This window comes from Anabaena sp. CCY 9613, assembly GCF_963920895.1.
GTDB lineage: Bacteria > Cyanobacteriota > Cyanobacteriia > Cyanobacteriales > Nostocaceae > Cyanocohniella.
This window is the reverse complement of record NZ_CAWUDE010000002.1, coordinates 123,100-146,151: the sequence shown is the minus strand read 5'-3', so window position 1 is coordinate 146,151 and position 23,052 is coordinate 123,100. Positions and strand designations below refer to the sequence as shown.

Below are 23,052 nucleotides of genomic sequence, written 5' to 3'. Positions count from 1 at the left end.
TGGAGAGCCTTCAATTAAGTCAATTTAGTAGGAGGGAACATGACTCAAATAATAGTGGGCGAAAACGAAGCAATTGAGTCAGCCTTACGTCGATTTAAGCGAGAAGTTTCCAAAGCGGGGATTTTTCCAGACATGAGAAAGCATCGTCACTTTGAAACGCCGCTAGAAAAGCGTAAGCGCAAAGAAGTTGCGAAGCACAAACAAAGTAAAAGACGTTTCCGCAATTAAGGTTTGAAACCCGGTTGATTTATATATGTCCTCTGGACAGTCTAATTTAGACTAAAAACCGGGTTTTTTCCTGTGAGCAATGGTCATTATTTTTTCCACAACATTCACCCTCTGCAAAACTCATGAAATGTCATCTCTAATTTTATTGTTGTCGATATGAGGGGGCGATCGCACTAATAGCGCACTAATTATTATAAAAGCTGAGGGTGTTTGGTGGGCTGGCGTAGTGATGACAAGAAGCTATTGCCAGATGCAAAACTTTATTTCTCAATAAAAGCTCCTCGAGGTTGTTTTCCTCGGACTCGGTTGTGGTTGCATGGTGGGCATGGCAATACTGTGAAACAGTTTGTTGCTCTGATGGATAAAGTTGCACAATTAGAATAAAGTTACTGCAAACTTTGTCATTATTAGCGTGTGTAGGGTTGTTCCATAACTAAACCAGGAATAACACGGTAATGTTTGATATTGAATGTACAAAGTGTCGCACTTTTGCCAACAGCACAAGCAGCAATCACGGCATCTAACAACCCTAAACTGTCTGATAAATGGTATGTTGTAAAATCTGACAAGGCGCGATTTAAATCAGCCTCAGTCGGCCAGACTACAGGTATTGGTGCAACCAGTTTTAAGGCATTACGCAGCTTTTGCTTGTTTTGAGAATCCTGAATTAATTCCATAACCACAAAGCCAGGTACACTAGGCAATTCTGAGAGGCTCGCAAACCAACTTATTGCAGGAGCATGACCTCGTTGAATATCAATCAAAATATCTGTATCTAGCAAATACATTAAGTTCACCTATGTTCGCTCACGAGTTTCAGCATCGTGACGTAACTGACGAGCGTAGGCTTGACTATCTGTAATATCCGGTCTTGAATTGATTACACCTTCGTTCTGCCAATAAGCCACAAGCTCGGCTCCTGTTTTGGGTGGATTTGCTAAAAGCTGCCTTAAAGAGAGAAGATAAAGAATGTATTCACAAAGAGTTAAATTAAGCTTAGAAGCTTCATGACAAAGCTCGTTTTCTAACTCTGGTGGTAAATCAAGATTAATATTCATGTTGGAGATCCTGTTTAAGTGTAGTTGTAGATTCTAGATTTGTAGTAACTTGGGCAATATCAAGAGAATCAATATCTAAAAGCCAATTTTCATCAACAAATTCCATATTTTCATCATACACAAGAACCAATTCGCCCAATTTTTGAGAGCGATTACTTACTTGGTAAGTGCTATCACTAGCAGAAGTTATCAGGGAAAACTGTAATTTTAGAAAGCGTTGTTTGTGAGTAATGCCAATATAACTATTGACTAAAACTGCTTTTAAATTACGAGACAAATTAATTGTTTCATAATATTCATCTTGCTCATCCCAGTAGCCACATACTTTATAATCACATTCTTCCAGATGTTGTTTGACAAGAATATCACTATCTAAAGTCTTTAAGATATCAGTTAAATCTCGCCAGACTTGGTGATTTTTTAGTTCAAATTTTGTCATACTTATTTTGATATCTAGTACCAGGATAAATCAGTCTAAAAAAAATTGATTTTTCAGATCCTGACTAATTATTTATCAAACTACAACCGCCTCTGCAACAGCACCCTGCATTTTCCCGAAAGCATCAATTAAACTTTGCAATTGTTGGTCAGCTTTTAAAACTGCTAAACCCCGCACTGTGACTTTACCAGGAGAGTAAACAAAACGCGTTTTTAGATGTTCTGGTAAATTCGCTGCTAATAAATTCCAAGCAGGTTCTTCCATTGGCGTTTCTAAAACAATGTGCTGTTTATTTTCTGGTTTAATGCGGCTAAATCCTAACTTTTTCGCCAGTTGTTTCAGTTCCATAACTCGTAAAAGTTGATTGGCTGGCACAGGTAAAGTACCATAGCGATCGCCCCACTCAGCCGCAATCATTTTTAGTTCTTCTGGAGACTTCGCCGCCGCTACTGCACGGTAAGCACTCATCTTTTGATCGACATCGGGAATGTAATCTGCGGGAATAAAGGCTGTGAGGTTGAGGTCAATTTGGGTATCATCAACTTTGGGTATTTCTTGACCGCGAATTTCTCGAATCGCTTCTTCTAACATTTCCATGTACAAATCAAAGCCGATGGCTTCCATTTGGCCGGATTGTTCTGCACCTAACAAGTTACCCACACCCCGAATTTCCATGTCGCGCATGGCTAGTTGATAGCCGGAACCGAGTTGAGTAAATTCTTGAATCGCCCGCAGTCTTTGCCTTGCGGCATCTGATAACGCCCGTTGTTTGGGGTAAAATAACCATGCATGGGCTTGTATACCTGCACGTCCCACCCGTCCCCTTAATTGGTATAGTTGCGATAAACCAAAACGGTGAGCGTCTTCGATTAAAATGGTGTTGACGCGGGGAATATCTAACCCAGATTCAATAATTGTGGTACAGACAAGAATATCCGCATCACCATTACTGAAAGTCAGCATGGTAGATTCTAACTCGCTTTCATCCATTTGACCGTGAGCGATCGCAAATCTCCCCCCCGGTATCATTTCCCGTAAGTTGGCTGTGGTTTCTTCAATACCCTCAACTCGCGGTACTACATAAAATACTTGTCCCCCCCGATCTAATTCTTGGCGAATCGCACTACGGATGCTTTCTGAGTTCAGGGGTGATAAATGCGTTTTAATTGGTCTTCTGGTGGGGGGTGGTGTGGTAATCAAACTCATTTCCCGAATCCCCGATAAAGACATATATAAGGTACGGGGAATGGGAGTAGCCGAAAGTGTCAGCACATCAACTTGAGTTTTCAGGCTTTTAATTTTCTCTTTTTGGTTGACTCCAAACCGCTGTTCTTCATCCACCACCAACAATCCTAAATCTTGGAAGGTCACACCTTTACCTAAAAGTTGATGTGTACCGACGACTATATCTAATTCACCTGTAGCCAGTCGCTTTTGAATATTGCGGCGTTCTTCAGCACTGCGGAAACGATTTAATAAACCGACATTCACCGGGTAAGGGGCAAAGCGTTCTTTGAGGGTGTGGTAGTGTTGTTGGGTGAGAATGGTTGTAGGTGCTAACAGTGCGACTTGTTTTCCGGCGGTGACAGCTTTAAAAATGGCGCGAATTGCTACTTCTGTTTTTCCAAAACCCACATCACCACATACTAACCGATCCATCGGGCGATCGCTTTCCATATCTCGTTTGACATCTTGCACAGCTTTTAGCTGATCTGTGGTTGCTTGGTAGGGAAACGAATCTTCCATTTCCTCTTGCCAAGGCATATCTTGGGGATAGGTATAACCTTCTTGTTTTGACCTAGCTGCATACAGTTTCAGCAAATCCACCGCTAATTTTTTGATGGCTTTGCGAACGCGGTTCTTGGTATTTTCCCAAGCCTTACCAGTCATTTTGTGCAGTTCCGGGGCTTTATCACCTGTGCGGCGAAACCGGGATAAAGAACCAACTTGATCTGCGGCCACTCTCAAGATACCGTCAGCATACTGCACCACTATGTAATCACGGGTTTCATGATTAATCGTTAAGCTTTCTAGCTTGACAAATTTACCAATACCATGACTTTTGTGAACTACAAAATCACCCTGACGTAGCTTGTTGGGGTCTACTTGCTTAGAACTGGCTTGGCGACGCTTGCGGATATAGCCTGGTGTGGCTAGGGAATGTTGACCATAAAATTCCCGATCAGTGACAATTACCAAGCGATATGTAGGCAGAATAAAACCTTCTAATTCTGCCAACCCGGAATATTTCAAAGCTACAGGTATATGGTTAATTTGTAGCTTATCAATGGCTTGGTAGTCGCGGGGATTGGGGATAAATTGAGCTGGACAATCGTGTTCTTGTAGTAGCGACACAGAACGGGAAGGTTGGGCAGAAATCAGCCAAATGGAAAAGTTGCGATCGCGCTCTTGTCTCAGTGTTTCTGCTAGTTTACCAAATTGATGTGGTGTCACAGGTAACGACCGACTAGCCAGATTTATGCCGCTGTTTTCCTCCGCCAATTCTGATAAATATATGGTGAGAAATTTATTCACATCCGCCAGACACTCATCAAACGACCGATGAATTTTCGGCAAAGTTACATTTCCTACTCCCCATTGTTCCTCGGCATTTTCCACCCAGCGATCGCTATGAGCATGACACTGTTCTGGTTCATCAACAGCAATTAAGATGTTTTTTGGCAAGTAATCTAAAAGTGAGGCTGGTTGCTCAAAGGCTAACCCCAAAAAACGACGACTACCTTCTAATAGTGCTGAGTTATCGGTGCTAAGTTCTGAGTCAGAGTTTAAATCAGCAGTAAGGTCTTGTAATCCGCCATTGTTTGTCATTTCTTGCAAAACAATAGGCGCAAAGCTAGTGGGAGTCAATATTAGCTGGTCAATTTTGTCAAGAGCAGAACGTTGAGTTGCAGCATCAAATTCACGAATTTTTTCAATTTCGTCACCAAACCACTCCAGTCTGACTGGCATTTCCGAAGAAACAGGAAAGACATCCACGATATCACCGCGCCGACTCCATTGTCCTTCTGTTTCCACCAGTGGGACTCGTTCATATCCCAAAGTGGTAATTTTTTCGCCGAAAGTATCTAAATCAAATTCCATTCCCCGCTTCACAGTTAGACAGAAGGGTGTAAAAGCTGCTGGCGGTGGTAAATGGGGTTGTAAGGCCCCAGCCGTGGCGACAACTGCTATCCGGTTAGGGGTGTTGCGGGGAGTATTTGTTTCCTTCTCCCCTGCTTCCTGTTCTCTTACCTGTACTAAATCCGCTAACACCTGCATCTGTCCCCAAGTCATTTCAGTTTCGGGGTCAAAAGGTTCGTAAGGAGAAGCTTCAGAGGTGGGGTAAAAATGTACTGTTTTCCATCCCATCACCTCCAACTGAGCATAAGCGCGTCCTGCTTCCTCCAGGGTGGCGCAAACTACCAACAAATTCCTGCCTGAATTTTGCGCCAATGCCGAAGTTACTAGACCCTTGGGTAATCGGGAAATGCCATTTAAACGCAATTCTTGTTGGCGATTTAACTTGGAAAGTAATTCAGTGCTGAGTGGCGATCGCGCCAATGCACGCACAATAGAAGAAAATGCCATAAGTTTTACTACAGGAGGAAGTCGTTAAAGATAAGAAAATCTAGAGTCAGTGTATGTTCACTATTTTAAAAGTGTTAACAGCCCTCTCATTATTTCTATGGAAGAATAATATTTAACTACTAGGGACTAGGGACTAGAGAAGAGATTTTTTCATGATTTGGTGACTTGAAAAATGCTTGATAGTTCGGCTAAATCAAAAAATACTAGCCTCTAGTCTCTATCCCCTAGCCTCTGGCTGCGAATGTACTAGATACTAAAAGGTGAGCCACGTTCGCTCTGATAAGCGGCAATTCTACAACATGTCCTCCATTACTTTTGAAATTTTCATCCTTTTAGTGCTAATTATTGCCAATGGCGTGTTTTCTATGTCTGAAATGGCAATTGTTTCGGCACGTAAAGTCAGACTACAACAGCTGGCTAATCAAGGGGATGCCAAAGCACGGGCAGCATTGAAATTGGCTGAGTCGCCAAATCATTTCTTATCGACAATTCAAATAGGAATTACCCTCATCGGTATCCTCACTGGTGCGGTTGGAGGAGCAACAATTGCCACTCGAATAGCAGTATATATACGGTTCATTCCCTTGTTTGTACCTTATAGTGAACCAATTGCTTTCGGGATAGTAGTTCTCATCATCACCTATTTGTCACTGATTATTGGTGAACTAGTACCAAAACGGTTGGCATTAAATAACCCAGAAAAAATTGCGGCGGTTGTGGCTATTCCCATGAAAGCTGTAGCTGCCTTTGCTTCACCCGCAGTGTATCTCCTCAGTGCTTCTACAGATATGATACTGCGAGTATTGGGCATTACACCATCGCTGGAACCACAAGTCACCGAAGAGGAAATTAAAATCTTAATCGAGCAAGGCACAGAGGCGGGAACCTTTGAGGAAGCGGAACAAGATATGGTAGAGCGAGTTTTTCGTTTAGGCGATCGCCATGTCAGTTCCTTGATGACACCCCGTCCTGATATTGTCTGGTTAGACCTAGAAGACTCTCCCGAAGAAAACCGCCAAAAGATGGTTGAAAATGGTTATTCTCGGTATCCCATCTGTCAGGGAGGACTCGACAATGTACTAGGTGTAATCCCTGTCACCGACTTATTAGCCCGGAGTTTACGCAATCAACCCCTGGACTTAATAGTAGGATTGCGGCAGCCTGTATTTGTGCCAGAAAGTACCCGTGGTTTAAAAGTTTTGGAGTTGTTCAAACAAACCGTCACCCACATGGCCTTGGTAGTAGATGAATATGGTGTTATTCAAGGAATAGTCACCCTCAACGACATCATGAGCGAAATCGTCGGTGATGTTCCGGAAGGACCAGAAGAAGAAGAACCACAAATTATCCAACGGGAAGACGGTTCCTGGCTGTTGGATGGGATGCTATCTATCGATGAATTTTATGAACTTTTTCATCTCGAAGAATGGGAAATTGAAGATAGAGGCAGCTATCAAACACTAGGCGGCTTCGTCATCACCAATCTTGGTCGCATCCCTGTGTCCGCCGATCATTTTGAATGGCATGGTATGCGGATTGAGGTCATGGATATGGATGGTAACCGTGTTGACAAAGTGTTGGTCATGCCGATGTTAGTTGAGGAAGTGGAAAGGGATGAGGAGGGATGAGTGATATATTTCTCTAGCCCCTAGCCCCTAGCCCCTAAGTCCTCGATAACCGCTTAACTTCAGCACCTGCTAACATCTCATGAGCTTTGGCTAACATTTGGGGAATTTTATGGGCGTGGGGACTATTAACGAGAGATTGACTTAAATCTAATTCGTCTAAGCTGTCTGCTTTATTACCAGGAAACCAATGACTGCCGTTACCCAACAGGTTGTAGCGCATTTTGGCATAGTCTACCAAATCGTAGGCGATCGCTAAATTTAAAAGCCACAAAATTACGGGTATATTTATTTCTCCCGGTGTTTGGGCAAAGTTGGGTAAGTTGGTTTCCCAAGTTTTTACCCAGTCTTCTCCTAAGCTAGCGATCGCTTCTTGTTCTAATCTCTGCAAAATTGGTGGTAAGATTTCCTCTGCCCGGTCTAGCAATTCTAAAGTTTTCAGGTGTTCATCAAAGTCTTGGGGTCTAGCTGCACCCAAACTCAAGGTGTGTACTTCGGGATGACTTAAACAAAATAAGTCATTAAACACCATTGGGCTTAAAGGGGCGCAAAGATTAACTAACTTTTGTGGTGGATTATATAGCTTTCCTCCTTTATCGGAGGGACTAATGATAAATACTCCCATATCATGACGGGTAGCTGCTTGAATTGCTTGCCAATTCCATTGATTAATGTAATACCAATGCAGGTTGACATAATCGAATTGGTTAGTATTAATTGCCTGGATAATCACATCTTTAGATCCGTGGGTGGAAAAGCCAATAAATCTGACTTTTCCCTCGGCTTGCAACTGTTTTGCTACTTCTAAACAGCCACCGGGACGCATACTATTATCGAAAGATTCAGGGTGATTAATGCCGTGTAACCCTAGTAAATCAACATAATCTAACTGGAGATTTCGCAGTGATTGTTCAAATGTCTGGCGAAATTTTTTAGCCTCTGCAACTGGGTTAACTTTTGTCTGTACAATTAGTTCATTGCGGGGGAATTTGGGCAATATTTTCCCTAACTGCATTTCCGAAGTACCATAGCCACGGGCAGTTTCAATGTGGTTAATCCCCACCTCCATCGCCCGGCGAATAGTGGCTTCGAGATTAGCCTGATTGTCAGCAGGAATTTCCGACTGTGAAACATCTTGCCATTTGAATTGGTATCTCATACCGCCGCAGGAAAACACTGGCATTTGTAATTCTGTGCGGCCAAATCTTCTATATAGCATTAGTGGCTTTTGGAGTCATTACCATCTCAAATCTACAAAAATTTAGGGATACGCCAAGACGTATCCCCACACTTAACTAATAACAATCACTAAGCAGCATCTCGCAACTCAGCCGTGCGAATTGACAACATCTGTGTCTGGTTACCGCGCTGCACTTTCACTTGTAAAGCCTGACCCAAACGACTATTTTCTACTAAGTTCTGTAATTGTTCAGCGCTGGTGACAGTTTCTCGATCAACTTGCACAATCACATCCCCACGTCGGATACCCGCAGTCGCAGCAGGAGAATTGGGTACAACTCGGATGACCACAACACCGTTAATTTCGGGGATTTGCATAGGAGAGTTGGGATCAGTATTATTCTGCTGTGCTAGCTCCGGTGTTAAAGTGAGCATTTGCACACCCAAATAGGGATGAACAACTCTACCATCACGTTGTAGTTGAGCTGCGATCGCTTTAGCTTTATCAATGGGAATCGCAAAGCCAATACCCATAGCGTCAGGACGAATGGCTGTATTAATACCAATGACTTCACCGCGTTCATTCAATAGTGGCCCCCCGGAGTTACCAGGGTTAATGGCCGCGTCGGTTTGAATAAAGTCTAAGCGTTTGTCAGCAATCCCGACTTGGGCGCTAGAACGTTTGAGGGTACTGACAATTCCCAAAGTCACGGTATTGTCAAATCCTAAAGGATTACCCACTGCGATCGCCCAGTCTCCCACTTGTACATTATCAGAAGAACCCAAAGCTGCCACAGGTAAATCATTACCAGCGTTAATCTTCACGACTGCTAAATCGGTTACTTCATCAATGCCTTGAACCTTTCCTTCATAGGTGCGGCCATCTTTGAGCCGGACTGTCACCTTATCAGCTTTATCGACTACATGGGCATTAGTCAGAACCAAACCACTTTTGTCGATAATAAAACCAGAACCTAGACCACGCAACTGTTCAGGCGGTAATTGTTGAGAAAAACCTTCCCCAAAAAACCGTCGGAAAAATGGGTCTTCCATAAATGGGTCTATGCGCCGAGTAATGGTACGCTCCGTGTCAATACGTACCACTGCCTTGCCGACACGGTTTACAGCTGCTGTGACAAAGCTAGTACTACCAATAGCCGCATTTGCTGGCGATTGCCTGGGAGTAATCAGTTCTGATGCATCTGTAGCAGCTCCTACATTGGGTGCAAGTTCTGCTTGGGCAGGTAATACCCATAAAGTACTAACAGTTAGTGTAACCCCTAGAATTATGGCTAATGCCTGGGAGGTAAGTTGATGTAGAGAATGGCGTAGTTTGAAAAATCTCATAATTACCAGCTAATTTAGCAACCTATTGGTTATTTAGTCGTGAAACATCCATTTACATTTATTTTTACAAAGCAGAACAATTGAGTTGGCATATTACATGAGCCACCTGTAATTAAAATTAATGGAATATTTAACACAATAGCTATTATGGAGATTAGCCCTTTCAAGGTTCGGGTTTCACCCTGTTAACACTATTGTCAAAGAAATAGTTTTCTTACAACCAATTATCCTCTAGGCTAGGATCTTAGTACTACCAGTGCTTGGGCAACCCATGACCATGAACGGATCAAACCGATTAGCTAAAGAATCCTTGTCTGCATCCCCAAAAGCCAAAAATATTTCCCATCAAGATACAGACCACGAACATACAGATCATACTCATGGGCATGGAAAATCAACTCATCCACACGTTCATAGTGAAGAATCGTTACGGCGAATTGTCAATCGGTTGTCACGCATAGAAGGACATATTCGTGGCATTAAGACAATGGTGCAGCAGAATAGTCCTTGTCCTGATGTTTTATTACAAATTGCGGCTGTGCGGGGCGCTTTGGATAAAGTTGCGAGAATCGTTTTAGATGAACATTTAACTGAGTGTATCGCTAGAGCCGCGCAAGAGGGCAATATGGAAGCTGAAATAGAACAATTAAAAGCTGCTTTAGATCGCTTTTTGCCTTAATGCTCATGAGCCATTGGTAAAAATTTCCCCATTTCCTAGCCCCCTAGTAACAACAAGCGATCGCTAGTTCGGCATGTTCTAGTAATGTCTTTTTATCCAAAGGATGGATAATATACTGGGGGGTGGCTGCTAATAGTTTCTCGATTCTGTCTCTAGCGGCTGTGACTACTGATTCATCCAGGCTACCTTGACTCAAAGAATTGGCAAAATCTTCAGCCATCTGATAGGTACGTTCAATCGATAATGAATTGATATTACGCGAGACAATAAACAAGTCACAGCCAGCATGAAAAGCTTTGGCTACAGTCCCATTTTCGATAAACATATCAAAGACAGCTTTCATATCCAAGTCGTCAGAGACTACTACCCCTTCAAAGCCCAGTTCTTCCCGCAGTATGCGCTTGAGGATAGCCTGGGATAATGTAGCTGGTACATCAGGATCTATCTTGGGAAACAAAATATGCGCTGTCATGATTAAAGGAATTTGCTCTGCAATCAGCGCTTTAAACGGTATGAGTTCACGAAGTCGCAGATCTTCTACGGTGAGATTGAGGATTGGTAATTCAATATGAGAATCTTTGCTAGTGTCTCCATGTCCAGGGAAATGTTTAGCACAACCCAAAATCCCTGATTCTTGCAGTCCCCGATAATATTCAAGCGCACCTTGTGCAGATGTTTCGGGAGTACTACCAAACGCACGCGGCCCAATAATTGGATTTTGCGGATGGGAAAAAATATCTGCTACTGGTGCCCAAGATAAGTTTACACCTAGTGATTTTAACTCTGTAGCTGTGGCTTTGGCTACTTCATGGGCGTGCGATCGCAACAACGAGGCATAAGGAAAGCGGGTAATTGGTAGCGGTGTCCGCACCACACGTCCCCCTTCATGATCTAACGTGATGAACATTGAATCACGTTCGGCATATTGTCTGATTTGGTCGTTTAAATCCTTGAAGTTTTCTAGCCAAACATCATAAGGGGTTCCATCCAAAAAATTTTTCGCGAAAAATATCACCCCGACTGGTTTTAGTTCACTGAGGGTGCGTTTATCGTCATCGCTTAATTTTGTTCCAGAAACACCAAGTATTAAGTGATGTCCAAAGTTTGCTAGCTGTTGAGATGCTGCCATAATGCTTTACCTACGGTTGTGTAACAAACACCTAGATTTTCAACCTAAAGGAAACAAGCTTTATCCTACACTTTTATACCAATTAAAAAATCTCAAAATCTTGGCAAGGTTATAAATCGGCTGTAGAGGCTTAAGCTTTTATGCTCTTACCGATGTATCTAAAGCAAATCTTATCCAAGATGTCACTATTGATTGCTACATCGGCCAACCACTGATTAGACATCTCCTGTCCGCTGATTTCATGAGTCCTCATCTTAGTCATAGCCATTTCAAATATATTGAGCAACTAAAACTAAACTACACTTATCAAAAGCGTAATTTAATACTTTATTTTCTATAAAAATGAGGCTTTTTAATTTTATGTTTAAAAATTTTACGCACTATATTTCGGAGACTAGCATCTCCTCTCAACAATATATCTCTCAGATTCTGTTCCGGACGACCTCGAAAGGAAGTTACATGATAATACTTCTGTGCAGCAGCAGGTTTTGGCGAAAAATAGTAGTTAGACACACAACAGCGTTGACCATGATGATTAATTGGGCTAACGGAGTGCCAAGACTTTTTATTAGTAATCATCATTACCAGCCGATTAAATTTACTGTGAATAGTTCTACACGGCTGTTTTAAATTTTGATCCCAAAGTTCTAGGTTACCGCCATAATTTTCTTGCCAATTGGGAGTTACATAATACAGTAAATTTAACACCCGATAGTTCTGAATATCTTTATCATGGGAATTGTCCAGATGAGGATTTAAAAAACAACCATATTCCATGAGGCTAACGCCACCAGCATAAAGGTATTCATCTGGCATCAATTCTTCAAATCCAGTTATTTCAGCAATCAGCTTAACTACCCTGGCATCCTGAAAAGCATAGACAATTTCTTCTAAAATAGGATTGTATTTATCTAATTGTATGCCAACATATTTATATTCTCTCAGGTCTTTCAACTGCAATAAATTTTCTTTTGCGGGAAACGCATTATAGATTTTCAATACATCATCTGTATTTAACAAATCATCTAAATAACACGTATTTATTCGGTTATCAATAGCAAATTCTTTTTTTAAAGCCGATTTACACTGTTCGAGCTTATTTAAAATTTGTTCGGCATAATAATGCCTCGAAGTTTTGTCTAGCATTTATTCCAGATATTGTAAGAAATACTGCTTTATTATATAGAATTTTCAAAAAAATGGCATTACTAAATATTATGTGAATCCAATCATTGCATTAGTTATTTTTCTTCGTAAACAAATTAATCATAGGTCTATTTTCTGATTAATTTATAGTGTTCCTATTTAATTTTTGTTGGTTTAGCCTGCGATTTGCTCTTACAAGACTCAGTACATACTTCTCCCTGTTTAACTATTTTCCATTCCCTATCTACGCAAGTAAATAGGGCTACAACACCCAAGCTATCAGCAATTAAATTGAATTGTTATATGGTGGTTTTCCAATTATCAACAATAAATTTACATAAGCTTGTTGTGATTTTTAAATAGATAATAACTAATATCAAGTTTAATTTGTTATATTTCTTGATATCAACAAAAAATTAAGTAAATACACGCTTAAACATTGTAATAAATGTTAAAAAAAATAAATACAACCTGTTCTCAGTATTTTGCTCAACCAAGCAAAATTGATAGATGGGACGAAGATATTATTATTTGCCAGATTTTAAACCCCTCCCCAGCTATCCAAGCCAACAGCTACTACTTTGGGCATCCAGAATGGGGATTAAATTATTTTAAAGCCTGTCACAGAGATGAAAAGTTTGTAGAACTGTGGCAAGCCGTGATTGGTAGTTGGCAAGGCAAAGTAGTGGTAGATATTGGTTGCGGGCCTGGCAATGTATATGCTTCTCTCAAAGAGTTTTGTGGTGAACCGCAGTTTTTACTGGGCGTAGATGTTTCTCTCGGCGCCTTAAAAATGGCTCGCCAACTCGGATATACAACAGTCCTAGCAGATGCTCAAAATCTACCTTTTATTTCTGGGTTTGCTGATATTGTGGTGCTTAATGCCTGCTTGCATCATTGTGATGATATGGCAAAAGTTCTGCAAGAAGCAGCTAAATTGGTACGTCCTGGTGGGCTGTTAATCACAGATCACGATCCCCAAAAAAGTGCTTATGAGTTCAAAGGCTTAGGCTCCCTATTATGGAAATTACGTTTGCCAATCTATCAGTATATGAAACGAGGGGGACATACCACCGTAGAGGAGCAATCCTGGGGTTTGGCAACAGAGATACATCACAAAGCGTGTGATGGTGTCACATCAGATATGTTTTATGAAATGCTAGAACCTATGGGGTTTGCGGTTAAGGTTTACCCCCATAACCACATAATAGGTGCAGAGGCATTAAAGGGTAATTACGGTAGACCATTTTGGAAGTATCGTCTAGCTCAGAGATTATCAGGTATAAATCCCAACTCCCCAGAGGCGGCATTGTCGTTGATGTGTGTTGCCACTCGCATGGATTGATCATCAATTAAACCAGCATGATTTGACTAAACTGGGTATATTCGCTGCATCACTGATGTTTTAATTTCTCCGCTTCAATCATGCGAATTGCCAAGATAGTTTCTGCTAAAACACGCTGAAATACATAATACCAACCGCGCCAACCATCAAAAATCCAGCCTTCGATAATTAAGCAATAGAGAAAAATCATCCAAGGCGCCAAGATTTTGCGTCTGCGGATACGATCAGCCCAATCGAGTTCGTTGATGGGAGTTTCTAGTATTTTCTTAGCTTCAAGCACTGTGTACCGTTCTTGTGACCATAACCAACGACTCAACGGTTTGCGATCATCGTGGTAGAGATAAGCGGAAAGTACAGCGGATTTACCAGTTAGTTGTAAAACTTGTGTATGTCCATCATCAATATAAATGGCTTTGCTTTTTTGAAACAGAACTTGACGGGGAGGGAGTATTCTGGTGTTACGAACGGGTTTGCCAAACACACAGTACTTAAACTTGGCAAAGTAGCCATCAACTTCTCCATCGACAGGTAAAGCGGCTATTTCCGATATCAACTCATCTGGAACTATATAATCTGCGTCTAGAGAAAGTACCCAACGGGATGAAACTTGTTCTAAGCCATAGTTCCATTGTTGACCGTGGGTATCGAATTTACGTTGAAATACTTGGACTTGTGAATAAGAATTAAGAATTTCTAGAGTCGTATCGGTACTATAGCTATCAATAACGATGATTTGTTTTGCCCAAGTCAGATGCTCAAGGGTACGTCCAATATTAGCTGCTTCATTATAAGTGAGAATTAGAGGCGTAATGTTTTCTAATATGGGCACAATAGTTCCATCATAATTAGACCAATTCTGTGTAGTAGGTGTTTGCATAGGAAATCAGATAATTGTAAACTGCATGTTCAATACATTGATAGCAATAAAAACTCTGTATACCAGCACTAAATAAAAATTTATATAAAATTTTACCAAGTAAATTACAGAAATTAACGTATACCTCCGGGATATTTGAGACTACGGATAAAAAGTTAGTACACAAATCACGAATCATTGACTGCTTGCTGGCGCGCTGCGCTTACTTGGAAAACTTGGTGAAATTCCCGTTGAAAGAAGTTTTTATAGAAGCGATCGCACAATGACTGCCAAATGTAACAGATTGCAACGTATAATGAGAACGACAAAACGATAAAGAAATTATTTAAAGGCAGTAAGTTTAAATGCGAGTCGCGATCGCGGGTGCTGGTTTAGCAGGGTTATCCTGCGCGAAATATCTCACAGACGCAGGTCACACTCCCATTGTCTTGGAACGCCGGGATGTATTGGGTGGCAAAGTGGCGGCGTGGCAAGATGCTGACGGAGATTGGTACGAAACGGGTCTGCACATCTTCTTTGGCGCATATCCTAATATGTTGCAGCTATTCAAAGAGTTGGACATTGAAGATCGGTTGCAGTGGAAAGAACACTCAATGATCTTTAACCAACCCGATGCACCAGGTACTTACAGTCGGTTTGATTTTCCGGATTTGCCAGCACCCTTAAATGGTGTCGTGGCAATTCTGCGAAACAACGACATGCTGACTTGGCCCGAAAAAATTAAATTTGGACTAGGGCTGATTCCCGCAATGGTTCAGGGGCAAAAGTATGTCGAGGAAATGGACAAATATTCCTGGACAGAGTGGTTGCGTAAACAAAACATCCCCGAACGAGTCAATGATGAAGTATTTATTGCCATGTGCAAGTCATTGAACTTCATTGGCCCAGATGAAATTTCTGCGACCATTCTCCTCACAGCCCTGAATCGCTTTCTCCAGGAAAAAAACGGCTCAAAAATGGCGTTTCTGGATGGTTCTCCCACAGAACGATTGTGTCAACCCATAGTAGATTACATTACCGAACGCGGTGGTGAAGTGCGTCTTAACGCGCCCTTAAAAGAAATTTTGCTGAACCCTGATGGTACAGTCAGAGGCTTTTTGCTCAGAGGATTAAACGGAGCAGCAGACGAGATTTTCACAGCTGATTTGTATGTATCGGCGATGCCAGTTGATCCTTTCAAAGTGATGCTACCAGAACCTTGGCAGCAGATGGAATTTTTCCAGAAGCTAGAAGGCTTAGAAGGCGTACCAGTTATTAACCTGCATTTGTGGTTTGATCGCAAACTCACAGAAATTGATCATCTACTTTTTTCGCGATCGCCCCTCCTCAGCGTTTATGCTGATATGAGTAATGCTTGTCGTGGATATGCTGATCCCGACCGTTCGATGCTGGAATTAGTTTTAGCACCGGCAAAAGACTGGATCACCAAATCAGATGAGGAAATTGTTACCGCCACGATTAGCGAGTTGGAAAAACTCTTCCCTGACCATTTTGGGGGAGACAACCCAGCCAAACTGCTGAAATCTCATGTGGTGAAAACGCCGCGTTCAGTTTACAAAGCGACCCCTGGTCGTCAACAGTACCGTCCCTCACAGACAACCCCCATAGCCAACTTCTATCTGACTGGGGATTACACCATGCAACGCTACTTAGCCAGTATGGAAGGTGCCGTACTTTCTGGTAAGCTAACAGCGCAGGCGATCTCAAAAGCACTGCCGGTAGCAAATGCCTCCAACCTGCAAACGCCAACCCGACCGCCCGCAACGAATGCTGCAACTGCCTGATTCCCCCCCGCGCATGAAAACGCTGGTCTCTGTAGACGAGTCCTACAAACTTTGTCGGCAACTCATAGCCAAGTATTCCGCGACTTTTTACCTCAGCACTTTGCTCCTGAGCAAAGAAAAACGTCCTGCTATTTGGGCGATTTACGCTTGGTGTCGCCGTACAGATGAACTGGTAGATGGCCCCACATCTGCCATGACTACGCCAGAAACCCTAGATTTATGGGAACAGCAGCTAGAATCAATTTTTGCTGGACGCCCGGTGGAAAATTATGATGTGGCTTTGGCGGATACTGTCCAACGCTTTCCCGTAGATATTCAGCCCTTTCGGGATATGATTGCTGGTCAGCAAATGGACTTGTATCGCAGTCGCTATGAAACCTTTGAAGATTTATACATTTACTGTTACCGCGTCGCTGGCACTGTAGGCTTGATGTCAACTTCAGTCATGGGGTTGGATGCTACCCGAAATACAGCCCCCTGGAACCATGAACAACAGCCGTATGTTCCTATTGACGAAGAAATCGCCTTAGGAATTGCCAAGCAACTTACCAATATCCTTAGAGATGTCGGAGAAGACGCACGTCGCGGGCGAATTTATATTCCTTTAGAGGATTTAGCGCGATTTAATTACACCGAGCAAGATTTGTTTAAGGGTGTAGTTGATGACCGCTGGCGCGCCCTGATGCGATTTCAAATAGATCGAGCAAGGCAATTTTATACTAAAGCTGAAAGGGGTATTACTTATCTTTCCGCTGATGCCCGTTGGCCTGTCTGGGCGGCCCTCATGCATTACAGTCGAATTTTAACCATAATTGAACAAAACGATTACGACGTGTTCACTCGACGTGCATACGTACCCCAGTGGCAAAAATTACGTTCTCTGCCAATGGCATGGATGCGATCGCAAGTGCTTTAAATAATTCGTAATTGATAATTCGTAATTCGTAGTTAAAACCCCAGAAATCAATTCCGGGATAGCTGAAACATAGATTAAATCTCATCTTCATTCATCAATTAGAAATTACGAATTACGAATTAGTAATTATTTTCTTGACCCAGCAAAAAAAATCTGCTAATATTCATATTTGTGAACCACCTGGAGAGGTGGCTGAGTGGTCGAAAGCGACAGATTGCTAATCTGTTGTACGGCAGGTAACTCCGTACCGAGGGTTCGAATCCCTCCCTCTCCGTTTTTAAAATTAAAATGATAAACACATAAAAAAATTTTGATGTGTTGGTAATAAGTTTTACTCCCTAGGGTGGATGCTATTATTTAGCATTCGGAGTCTGTTAAGATCGGACTAACTTAAAAACCTAGTTTGAATCTTACTTGTAGGCTCCTAAATATTTGAGGAGTGAAAGTAAATTATGCCAAGAATTATTACTGCCTTAGGGTTAAGTATAGCTACTCTAGCAACCGGACTTTTAGTAGGAGCTTGCGAAAATGTTAATAACCCTGAAAACACAGCTACCACTGGTGCTAATACCACAGCAGGTAGTACTCAAGGGCTAAAAATTGGTGCATTACTACCAACAACCGGTGACTTGGCTTCCGTTGGACAGCAAATGGTGGGTTCAGTACCTTTGCTCGTCGAGACTGTTAACGCTTGCGAAGGTGTTAATGGGCAACCAGTAACGTTAGTAGAAGTAGATGATCAAACCGACCCTAGAGCGGGTGCGGCTGGAATGACTAAACTGGCAACTCTCGATAAAGTAGCTGGTGTAGTTGGTTCCTTTGCTAGTAGCGTTTCTACGGCTGCTGTCTCAGTTGCCGTACCTAATCAAGTCATGCTGGTTTCTCCTGGTAGTACAAGTCCAGTCTTTACTGAAAAGGCTCAAAAAGGTGATTTTAAAGGCTTTTGGGCCCGCACTGCACCTCCAGATACCTATCAAGCATTAGCCTTAGCTCAATTAGCTAATAAAAGAGGTTTCAAGCGAGTTTCTACAGTTGTGATTAATAACGACTATGGGGTCGGGTTTGAAAGAGCATTTGTACAGGCTTTTGAACAACTAGGTGGAACTGTAGTTAATAAAGATCAGCCCGTTCGCTATGACCCCAAAGCCCAAACATTTGACACCGAAGCTGCTGCTGCTTTTGCCGGCAAGCCAGATGCCGTAGTTGCTGTTCTCTACGCTGAAACAGGTAGTCTCCTCCTGAAAACTGCTTACCAGCAAGGCTTAACTGACGGTGTACAAATTCTGCTGACAGATGGAGTTAAATCACCTACATTCCCTGAACAAGTGGGTAGAGGCAGTGATGGGAGATTTCTCTTAGCAGGATCGCTGGGGACAGTACCCGGTTCCGATGGTCAAGCATTAGCAGCCTTTAACAAACTGTGGCAAGAGAAAAAAGGCGGTTCTCCAGGTGAATATGCTCCTCAAGCTTGGGATGCTGCGGCTTTGTTGGTACTAGCAGCACAAGCTGCTAAGGAAAACACAGGTGCTGGGATTTCTAATAATATTCGTGAAGTGGCTAATGCACCCGGGACAGAAGTTACTGATGTCTGCGAGGGACTGAAGTTGTTGAAAGAAGGTCAAGACATTAACTACCAAGGGGCTAGTGGCAACGTTGATATTGATGCTAATGGTGATGTTGTTGGTGTCTACGATGTTTGGACTGTAGAGGCAGATGGCAAAATTAATGTGATTGACAAAGTTAGTCCTAAATAAAGACTTCCTCCGTCTGGAAGCTTGAAACCATAAGTAAGTTAGCCTACAAAAGTGGGCTAACATATTTCAGCCTTTTGACAGCTTGTTGGTATTAGGGCTGATTAACACTAGCTTCTAGGGTTTTGACTTGGGTTTGGAGTTCGACAATTCTTTGCATGTGCGATCGCTCTAGCGAATAACCCAACCACACAAAGCTACCACCGAACACAGCAACTATTCCTGCCAAAATCCCAGTCAGCAATTTTACCTGGGAGCGCAGATGTTTCACTTCCTGAAGCTGATACTGAGGTGGCGCCAAATAATTGAGGTTTGGGTCTGGATTTTCTGTTACCAGTTGTGTTTTTGGTATGTTCGGTATTTCTGTGCTTTTGAAGGTAACTTTACTTTGTAGCCAGTTAGTAATTAATTGAGGACAATTTTTTTTTAACCAGCGCCAAGCAAGAATTCTAAAGACTGGTTTGGATGTGTGGGAAATGAGTTTTAGGGTTTTATTAAGAGTCCTTGAACGACACTTGTGATTAATCAGGTTAATTGAACCTACATCATAAAGACAATCTAATATGAGTTTAACTGTAGTTTCTTCTCTAGTGATTAAACTTGTCATCAGCAGATTAATGTCACGTATCCGTTCTACTTCTTTCTGCTTTTCTAACTCAATTTTTGGAAAACTACTTGATATTTCTACGGGTTGATTCATATATTTTCTGGGGGTATAAATTCTGGGTTTTAATTAAAAGTTTATTTTTAATAACACAAATGAAATAATCGCTAGAGAAATTTTTAGCTTCTCCCCGCAACCCTTATTTTTACTTTTATGAGTTTATCTGCGAATAGTAAATAACTTGGTAGGTGTCTAAAATTTTAGGCGATGGCAGTAGTTGCTTGAAGTTTACATCTATTAAAAAATTATACCATTATTCCACTTTCAAAATCTATGCCGTGTTTCTTAACTGTAAATAAACTTCTAAATTGGCAAAAGGCAAAAGTAAAAAATACTTTCGCCTTTTATTTTTATATTATGTCATTAGAAGCCAGTGAAATTGTAACCAATCCCTAACAATAAACCGACATCAGTTTGTCTAAAAAAGCCGGCATTTACAGAAGCTGTAGCTGTAAATTGAGGAGTTAGAGGGAAGTCAATACCACCAGATACCAATAAGGCTGTTCTGGAGTTGCTACCAGTCTTAATAGCTGCACCTACTCCCACGTAAGGTGCGATCGCTAAAGGTTCAGCAAATGGATCTGCTGACTGTAAGGAAAAGTCATAGGTTAAGGGAATCAGAATTGTGGTGTTGTTCCCAAACACAGCTGATGGTCTGAGTGAAAAGGTATTCGTCAGTCCAATTTTACTCACGGCTGCAAAGTTACCATCACCTAAAGCCGAGTCACCGCCACCTAAACCCAGGTTACCAGCAACACCAATGTAGCTTCTGCCACCACGAGTTGGTCTACCAAAATTGATATCTGCTTGTGCTACTTGAGAACCAGCAGGTGAAAAAGTCAATTCTGATTCCGGTGTGAGGCTGGCTGATGACGTTGACACTGTACCGGGTACTGGTGCAAGTGAACTACTAGCAATTTCCTGGATAGCAGCGTTAGGAAACTGCGGTGATGCATTACCATCTAATACTGCTGCTTGATCAGCCACTACAAAAGTGGAGTCAAAATCTATTTGAGTTAGTTCTGTACTCAACTGATTCAAATCATTTGCAGCTACGGAAGTCTCACTTAACTGCTGAGAATCTACCTCATCGACTGCTTGAGCCACAGAGGATAAACCAGTAAACAAAACTGCAAATGCAGTTAAACTGGGTATCCCTAAAGCGAAAGCTCCGCTAACGCGTAACGTCTTGTAGACCAGAAAAATATTATTCACAGTTCACTCCTGACACAATATTGCCATAATCGACATTTTGTGATTATGATTTGACGAATTTGGGCAATATTCAAACTCTAACATCAGAAAATCAGTTATTACATCCTTAGTTAGACGTAAGTATTTTCCTAAATCCTATGTATTACAGACTATATGGGATTTATGATCATAAGTCAGAGCTATTGGGTATGGGAATCAGGGAAACTCGAAAATGCTAAACTAAGTCGAATAGAACATATTTCCCAAAAAGTCAATAAATCTTGATTTTCGTTAGAGTGGGATAACAATCACAGTGTGAGGATAAATACTACATGCGAGTGTTACTGGTATATCCGATATTTCCCAAAACCTTTTGGTCTTATGAAAAAATCTTGGAATTAGTTGATCGCAAGGTTTTGTTACCTCCTTTGGGTTTGGTAACGGTGGCAGCAATTTTGCCCCAAGAATGGGAGTTCAAGCTAGTTGATCGCAATATCCGCCCAGTGTCTGAAGAAGAATGGGCATGGGCGGATGTAGTCATTCTTTCCGCCATGATTGTCCAGAAGCAAGATTTATTGGGGCAAATTCAAGAGGCAAAACAACGTGGTAAGTTAGTCGCTGTGGGTGGCCCTTATCCGACTTCTGTACCTCACGAAGTGCAAAATGTCGGTGCAGATTTTCTGATTTTAGATGAAGGGGAAATTACCCTGCCCATGTTTATTGAGGCAATTCAACGGGGTGAAACGAATGGTACTTTCCGCGCCACAGAAAAACCAGATGTAACAAATACCCCGATTCCCCGTTTTGATTTACTAGAATTGAATGCCTATGACATGATGTCGGTGCAATTTTCCCGTGGATGTCCTTTCCAGTGCGAATTTTGTGACATTATTGTTCTTTATGGTCGTAAGCCGCGTACCAAAACCCCAGCACAACTTTTGGCAGAGTTAGATTGTCTCTATGAGTTGGGTTGGCGGCGTGGTGTGTTTATGGTGGATGACAACTTTATTGGCAATAAGCGCAATGTAAAATTGTTGCTGAAAGAGTTGAAAGTCTGGATGGCAGAACATCAATATCCCTTCCGTTTTGATACCGAAGCTTCCATAGATTTGGCACAAGATGCAGAAATGCTGGAGTTAATGGTTGAGTCTGGCTTCTCTGCGGTGTTCTTGGGAATTGAAACACCGGATGAGGATAGTTTGCAGTTAACCAAGAAGTTCCAGAACACTCGCAGTTCCTTAGCCGATGCAGTACAAACCATCATCAAAGCCGGGTTACGGCCGATGGCTGGGTTTATTATTGGGTTCGATGGCGAAAAAGCAGGCGCAGGCGATCGCATTGTCAGGTTTGCGGAACAAGCAGCAATTCCTTCTACAACTTTTGCTATGTTACAAGCACTACCCAATACAGCGCTGTGGCATCGACTGAAAAAAGAAGGACGACTGCGAGAAAATCAAGACGGGAACATTAACCAGTCAACATTGATGAATTTCATTGCTACCCGTCCTCTAGAAGATATTGCTAGAGAATATATTGAAGCGTTTTGTGCTTTGTATGACCCAGTTAAGTACTTAGATCGCACCTATCGCTGTTTCTTGATGATGGGTGCGCCGAGTTGGAAAGCGCCAGCTAAAATGCCAGAGTGGGTAGTTGTCAAAGCGCTACTAATTGTAATTTGGCGACAAGGTATGAAACGGGAAACTCGGTGGAAGTTCTGGCATCATTTGTTTAGTATAATCAAGCGCAACCCAGGTGTTGCCGAACATTACCTTTCTGCTTGTGCCCACAACGAGCATTTTCTAGAGTATCGCCAAATTGTGCGCGATGAAATTGAAAGTCAGTTAGCTGAGTATTTAGCCCAAGGTGCAGAACAACCCTATGTGCTTGCAGCAGCTAAAGCAGAGGAAAAAACTGAGGCGATCGCTAGTTAAGATTCAGTCATAACTGGTAATCGGTCATAGGAATCCTATATCAATTACCAGTTGTTGATAATCAGGCAATTGCCAATGGATTATATCATTGCCAGTTGTGGGTATACGAATCATGACATATCCCATATAAAACTACGCAATATTGAAAGTCTAATTAATTTGCTTAAAGTCC

General features: G+C 42.0%; 20 protein-coding genes and 1 tRNA gene. 10 read left to right on the top strand and 11 right to left on the bottom strand.

Annotation, left to right across the window (positions count from 1 at the left end):
- Positions 1-39: 39 nt before the first annotated feature.
- Positions 40-228: a 30S ribosomal protein S21 gene (gene rpsU, locus ACM0OT_RS02465; RefSeq protein WP_414543479.1), complete on the top strand. Its 189-nt coding sequence runs from the start codon at positions 40-42 to the stop codon at positions 226-228.
- A gap of 210 nt (positions 229-438) precedes the next feature.
- Positions 439-612, top strand: a complete 174-nt coding sequence (locus tag ACM0OT_RS02460) for a hypothetical protein (protein WP_414562437.1) — start codon at positions 439-441, stop codon at positions 610-612.
- Positions 613-635: 23 nt separating this feature from the next.
- Here ACM0OT_RS02460 and ACM0OT_RS02455 read toward each other — a convergent pair whose 3' ends face one another.
- The 4 genes from ACM0OT_RS02455 to mfd all read right to left on the bottom strand — a co-directional run bounded on the left by ACM0OT_RS02455 (position 636) and on the right by mfd (position 5,313).
- Positions 636-1,016 (bottom strand): PIN domain-containing protein, encoded by a 381-nt coding sequence (locus tag ACM0OT_RS02455; RefSeq protein WP_414562436.1) that lies wholly within the window; start codon positions 1,014-1,016, stop codon positions 636-638.
- 9 nt (positions 1,017-1,025) lie between these two features.
- Complete coding sequence (locus ACM0OT_RS02450; protein ID WP_414562435.1) at positions 1,026-1,286, bottom strand: hypothetical protein; 261 nt, start codon at positions 1,284-1,286, stop codon at positions 1,026-1,028.
- Positions 1,276-1,725 (bottom strand): hypothetical protein, encoded by a 450-nt coding sequence (locus tag ACM0OT_RS02445; RefSeq protein ID WP_414562433.1) that lies wholly within the window; start codon positions 1,723-1,725, stop codon positions 1,276-1,278. The genes ACM0OT_RS02450 and ACM0OT_RS02445 overlap by 11 nt, the downstream gene beginning before the upstream one ends.
- 75 nt (positions 1,726-1,800) lie before the next feature.
- A complete protein-coding gene (gene mfd, locus ACM0OT_RS02440; RefSeq protein ID WP_414562432.1) occupies positions 1,801-5,313 on the bottom strand; it encodes a transcription-repair coupling factor in 3,513 nt (1,170 codons plus the stop codon).
- A 299-nt stretch (positions 5,314-5,612) separates the two neighbouring features.
- Between mfd and ACM0OT_RS02435 the strand changes: the two genes are divergently transcribed.
- The gene (locus tag ACM0OT_RS02435; RefSeq protein ID WP_414562430.1) at positions 5,613-6,941 is read left to right on the top strand and encodes a hemolysin family protein; all 1,329 of its coding nucleotides are present in this window, start codon (positions 5,613-5,615) and stop codon (positions 6,939-6,941) included.
- A gap of 34 nt (positions 6,942-6,975) precedes the next feature.
- Here the strand turns inward: ACM0OT_RS02435 and ACM0OT_RS02430 are convergent, their stop codons facing one another.
- Together ACM0OT_RS02430 and ACM0OT_RS02425 are read right to left on the bottom strand one after the other, a co-directional pair.
- Complete coding sequence (locus ACM0OT_RS02430) at positions 6,976-8,157, bottom strand: aldo/keto reductase (RefSeq protein WP_414562428.1); 1,182 nt, start codon at positions 8,155-8,157, stop codon at positions 6,976-6,978.
- A gap of 89 nt (positions 8,158-8,246) precedes the next feature.
- Positions 8,247-9,464, bottom strand: a complete 1,218-nt coding sequence (locus ACM0OT_RS02425) for an HhoA/HhoB/HtrA family serine endopeptidase (RefSeq protein WP_414562426.1) — start codon at positions 9,462-9,464, stop codon at positions 8,247-8,249.
- Between the two features lie 277 nt (positions 9,465-9,741).
- Between ACM0OT_RS02425 and ACM0OT_RS02420 the strand changes: the two genes are divergently transcribed.
- Entirely contained in the window at positions 9,742-10,143 is a 402-nt protein-coding gene (locus ACM0OT_RS02420) for a metal-sensing transcriptional repressor (protein ID WP_414562424.1), read from the top strand.
- Positions 10,144-10,186: 43 nt separating this feature from the next.
- On the opposite strand, the gene nagZ is transcribed toward ACM0OT_RS02420, so the two are convergent.
- Positions 10,187-11,272: a beta-N-acetylhexosaminidase gene (gene nagZ, locus ACM0OT_RS02415; RefSeq protein ID WP_414562423.1), complete on the bottom strand. Its 1,086-nt coding sequence runs from the start codon at positions 11,270-11,272 to the stop codon at positions 10,187-10,189.
- A 327-nt stretch (positions 11,273-11,599) separates the two neighbouring features.
- On the bottom strand, positions 11,600-12,418 hold the full coding sequence (locus ACM0OT_RS02410) for a 2OG-Fe(II) oxygenase (protein ID WP_414562422.1): 819 nt from the start codon (positions 12,416-12,418) through the stop codon (positions 11,600-11,602).
- 448 nt (positions 12,419-12,866) lie between these two features.
- On the opposite strand from ACM0OT_RS02410, the gene ACM0OT_RS02405 reads away from it, so the two are divergent.
- Positions 12,867-13,763: a class I SAM-dependent methyltransferase gene (locus ACM0OT_RS02405; protein ID WP_414562420.1), complete on the top strand. Its 897-nt coding sequence runs from the start codon at positions 12,867-12,869 to the stop codon at positions 13,761-13,763.
- Between the two features lie 49 nt (positions 13,764-13,812).
- Here ACM0OT_RS02405 and ACM0OT_RS02400 read toward each other — a convergent pair whose 3' ends face one another.
- Entirely contained in the window at positions 13,813-14,640 is an 828-nt protein-coding gene (locus tag ACM0OT_RS02400; protein ID WP_414562418.1) for a glycosyltransferase family 2 protein, read from the bottom strand.
- Positions 14,641-14,984: 344 nt separating this feature from the next.
- Between ACM0OT_RS02400 and pds the strand changes: the two genes are divergently transcribed.
- The 4 genes from pds to ACM0OT_RS02380 all read left to right on the top strand — a co-directional run bounded on the left by pds (position 14,985) and on the right by ACM0OT_RS02380 (position 19,094).
- The gene (pds, locus tag ACM0OT_RS02395; RefSeq protein ID WP_414562416.1) at positions 14,985-16,424 is read left to right on the top strand and encodes a 15-cis-phytoene desaturase; all 1,440 of its coding nucleotides are present in this window, start codon (positions 14,985-14,987) and stop codon (positions 16,422-16,424) included.
- Positions 16,408-17,340: a 15-cis-phytoene synthase CrtB gene (gene crtB / locus ACM0OT_RS02390; RefSeq protein WP_414562843.1), complete on the top strand. Its 933-nt coding sequence runs from the start codon at positions 16,408-16,410 to the stop codon at positions 17,338-17,340. The genes pds and crtB overlap by 17 nt, the downstream gene beginning before the upstream one ends.
- Positions 17,341-17,522: 182 nt before the next feature.
- Positions 17,523-17,614, top strand: a tRNA-Ser gene (locus tag ACM0OT_RS02385).
- A gap of 178 nt (positions 17,615-17,792) precedes the next feature.
- Positions 17,793-19,094, top strand: a complete 1,302-nt coding sequence (locus ACM0OT_RS02380) for an ABC transporter substrate-binding protein (protein WP_414562414.1) — start codon at positions 17,793-17,795, stop codon at positions 19,092-19,094.
- A 91-nt stretch (positions 19,095-19,185) separates the two neighbouring features.
- Here ACM0OT_RS02380 and ACM0OT_RS02375 read toward each other — a convergent pair whose 3' ends face one another.
- Positions 19,186-19,791, bottom strand: coding sequence for a hypothetical protein (locus ACM0OT_RS02375; protein ID WP_414562412.1), 606 nt, complete (start codon positions 19,789-19,791; stop codon positions 19,186-19,188).
- A gap of 327 nt (positions 19,792-20,118) precedes the next feature.
- Entirely contained in the window at positions 20,119-20,970 is an 852-nt protein-coding gene (locus tag ACM0OT_RS02370) for a hypothetical protein (RefSeq protein WP_414562410.1), read from the bottom strand.
- 311 nt (positions 20,971-21,281) lie between these two features.
- On the opposite strand from ACM0OT_RS02370, the gene ACM0OT_RS02365 reads away from it, so the two are divergent.
- On the top strand, positions 21,282-22,880 hold the full coding sequence (locus tag ACM0OT_RS02365; RefSeq protein ID WP_414562408.1) for a B12-binding domain-containing radical SAM protein: 1,599 nt from the start codon (positions 21,282-21,284) through the stop codon (positions 22,878-22,880).
- Positions 22,881-23,052 lie beyond the last annotated feature (172 nt).

Excerpts from the sequence above, each read along its gene's own strand:
- rpsU (WP_414543479.1), top strand. The coding sequence starts at position 40 with ATGACTCAAATAATAGTGGGCGAAAACGAAGCAATTGAGTCAGCCTTA.
- ACM0OT_RS02455 (WP_414562436.1), bottom strand. The coding sequence starts at position 1,016 with ATGTATTTGCTAGATACAGATATTTTGATTGATATTCAACGAGGTCAT.
- ACM0OT_RS02450 (WP_414562435.1), bottom strand. The coding sequence starts at position 1,286 with ATGAATATTAATCTTGATTTACCACCAGAGTTAGAAAACGAGCTTTGT.
- ACM0OT_RS02445 (WP_414562433.1), bottom strand. The coding sequence starts at position 1,725 with ATGACAAAATTTGAACTAAAAAATCACCAAGTCTGGCGAGATTTAACT.
- mfd (WP_414562432.1), bottom strand. The coding sequence starts at position 5,313 with ATGGCATTTTCTTCTATTGTGCGTGCATTGGCGCGATCGCCACTCAGC.
- ACM0OT_RS02435 (WP_414562430.1), top strand. The coding sequence starts at position 5,613 with ATGTCCTCCATTACTTTTGAAATTTTCATCCTTTTAGTGCTAATTATT.
- ACM0OT_RS02430 (WP_414562428.1), bottom strand. The coding sequence starts at position 8,157 with ATGCTATATAGAAGATTTGGCCGCACAGAATTACAAATGCCAGTGTTT.
- ACM0OT_RS02425 (WP_414562426.1), bottom strand. The coding sequence starts at position 9,464 with ATGAGATTTTTCAAACTACGCCATTCTCTACATCAACTTACCTCCCAG.
- ACM0OT_RS02420 (WP_414562424.1), top strand. The coding sequence starts at position 9,742 with ATGAACGGATCAAACCGATTAGCTAAAGAATCCTTGTCTGCATCCCCA.
- nagZ (WP_414562423.1), bottom strand. The coding sequence starts at position 11,272 with ATGGCAGCATCTCAACAGCTAGCAAACTTTGGACATCACTTAATACTT.
- ACM0OT_RS02410 (WP_414562422.1), bottom strand. The coding sequence starts at position 12,418 with ATGCTAGACAAAACTTCGAGGCATTATTATGCCGAACAAATTTTAAAT.
- ACM0OT_RS02405 (WP_414562420.1), top strand. The coding sequence starts at position 12,867 with ATGTTAAAAAAAATAAATACAACCTGTTCTCAGTATTTTGCTCAACCA.
- ACM0OT_RS02400 (WP_414562418.1), bottom strand. The coding sequence starts at position 14,640 with ATGCAAACACCTACTACACAGAATTGGTCTAATTATGATGGAACTATT.
- pds (WP_414562416.1), top strand. The coding sequence starts at position 14,985 with ATGCGAGTCGCGATCGCGGGTGCTGGTTTAGCAGGGTTATCCTGCGCG.
- crtB (WP_414562843.1), top strand. The coding sequence starts at position 16,408 with ATGCTGCAACTGCCTGATTCCCCCCCGCGCATGAAAACGCTGGTCTCT.
- ACM0OT_RS02380 (WP_414562414.1), top strand. The coding sequence starts at position 17,793 with ATGCCAAGAATTATTACTGCCTTAGGGTTAAGTATAGCTACTCTAGCA.
- ACM0OT_RS02375 (WP_414562412.1), bottom strand. The coding sequence starts at position 19,791 with ATGAATCAACCCGTAGAAATATCAAGTAGTTTTCCAAAAATTGAGTTA.
- ACM0OT_RS02365 (WP_414562408.1), top strand. The coding sequence starts at position 21,282 with ATGCGAGTGTTACTGGTATATCCGATATTTCCCAAAACCTTTTGGTCT.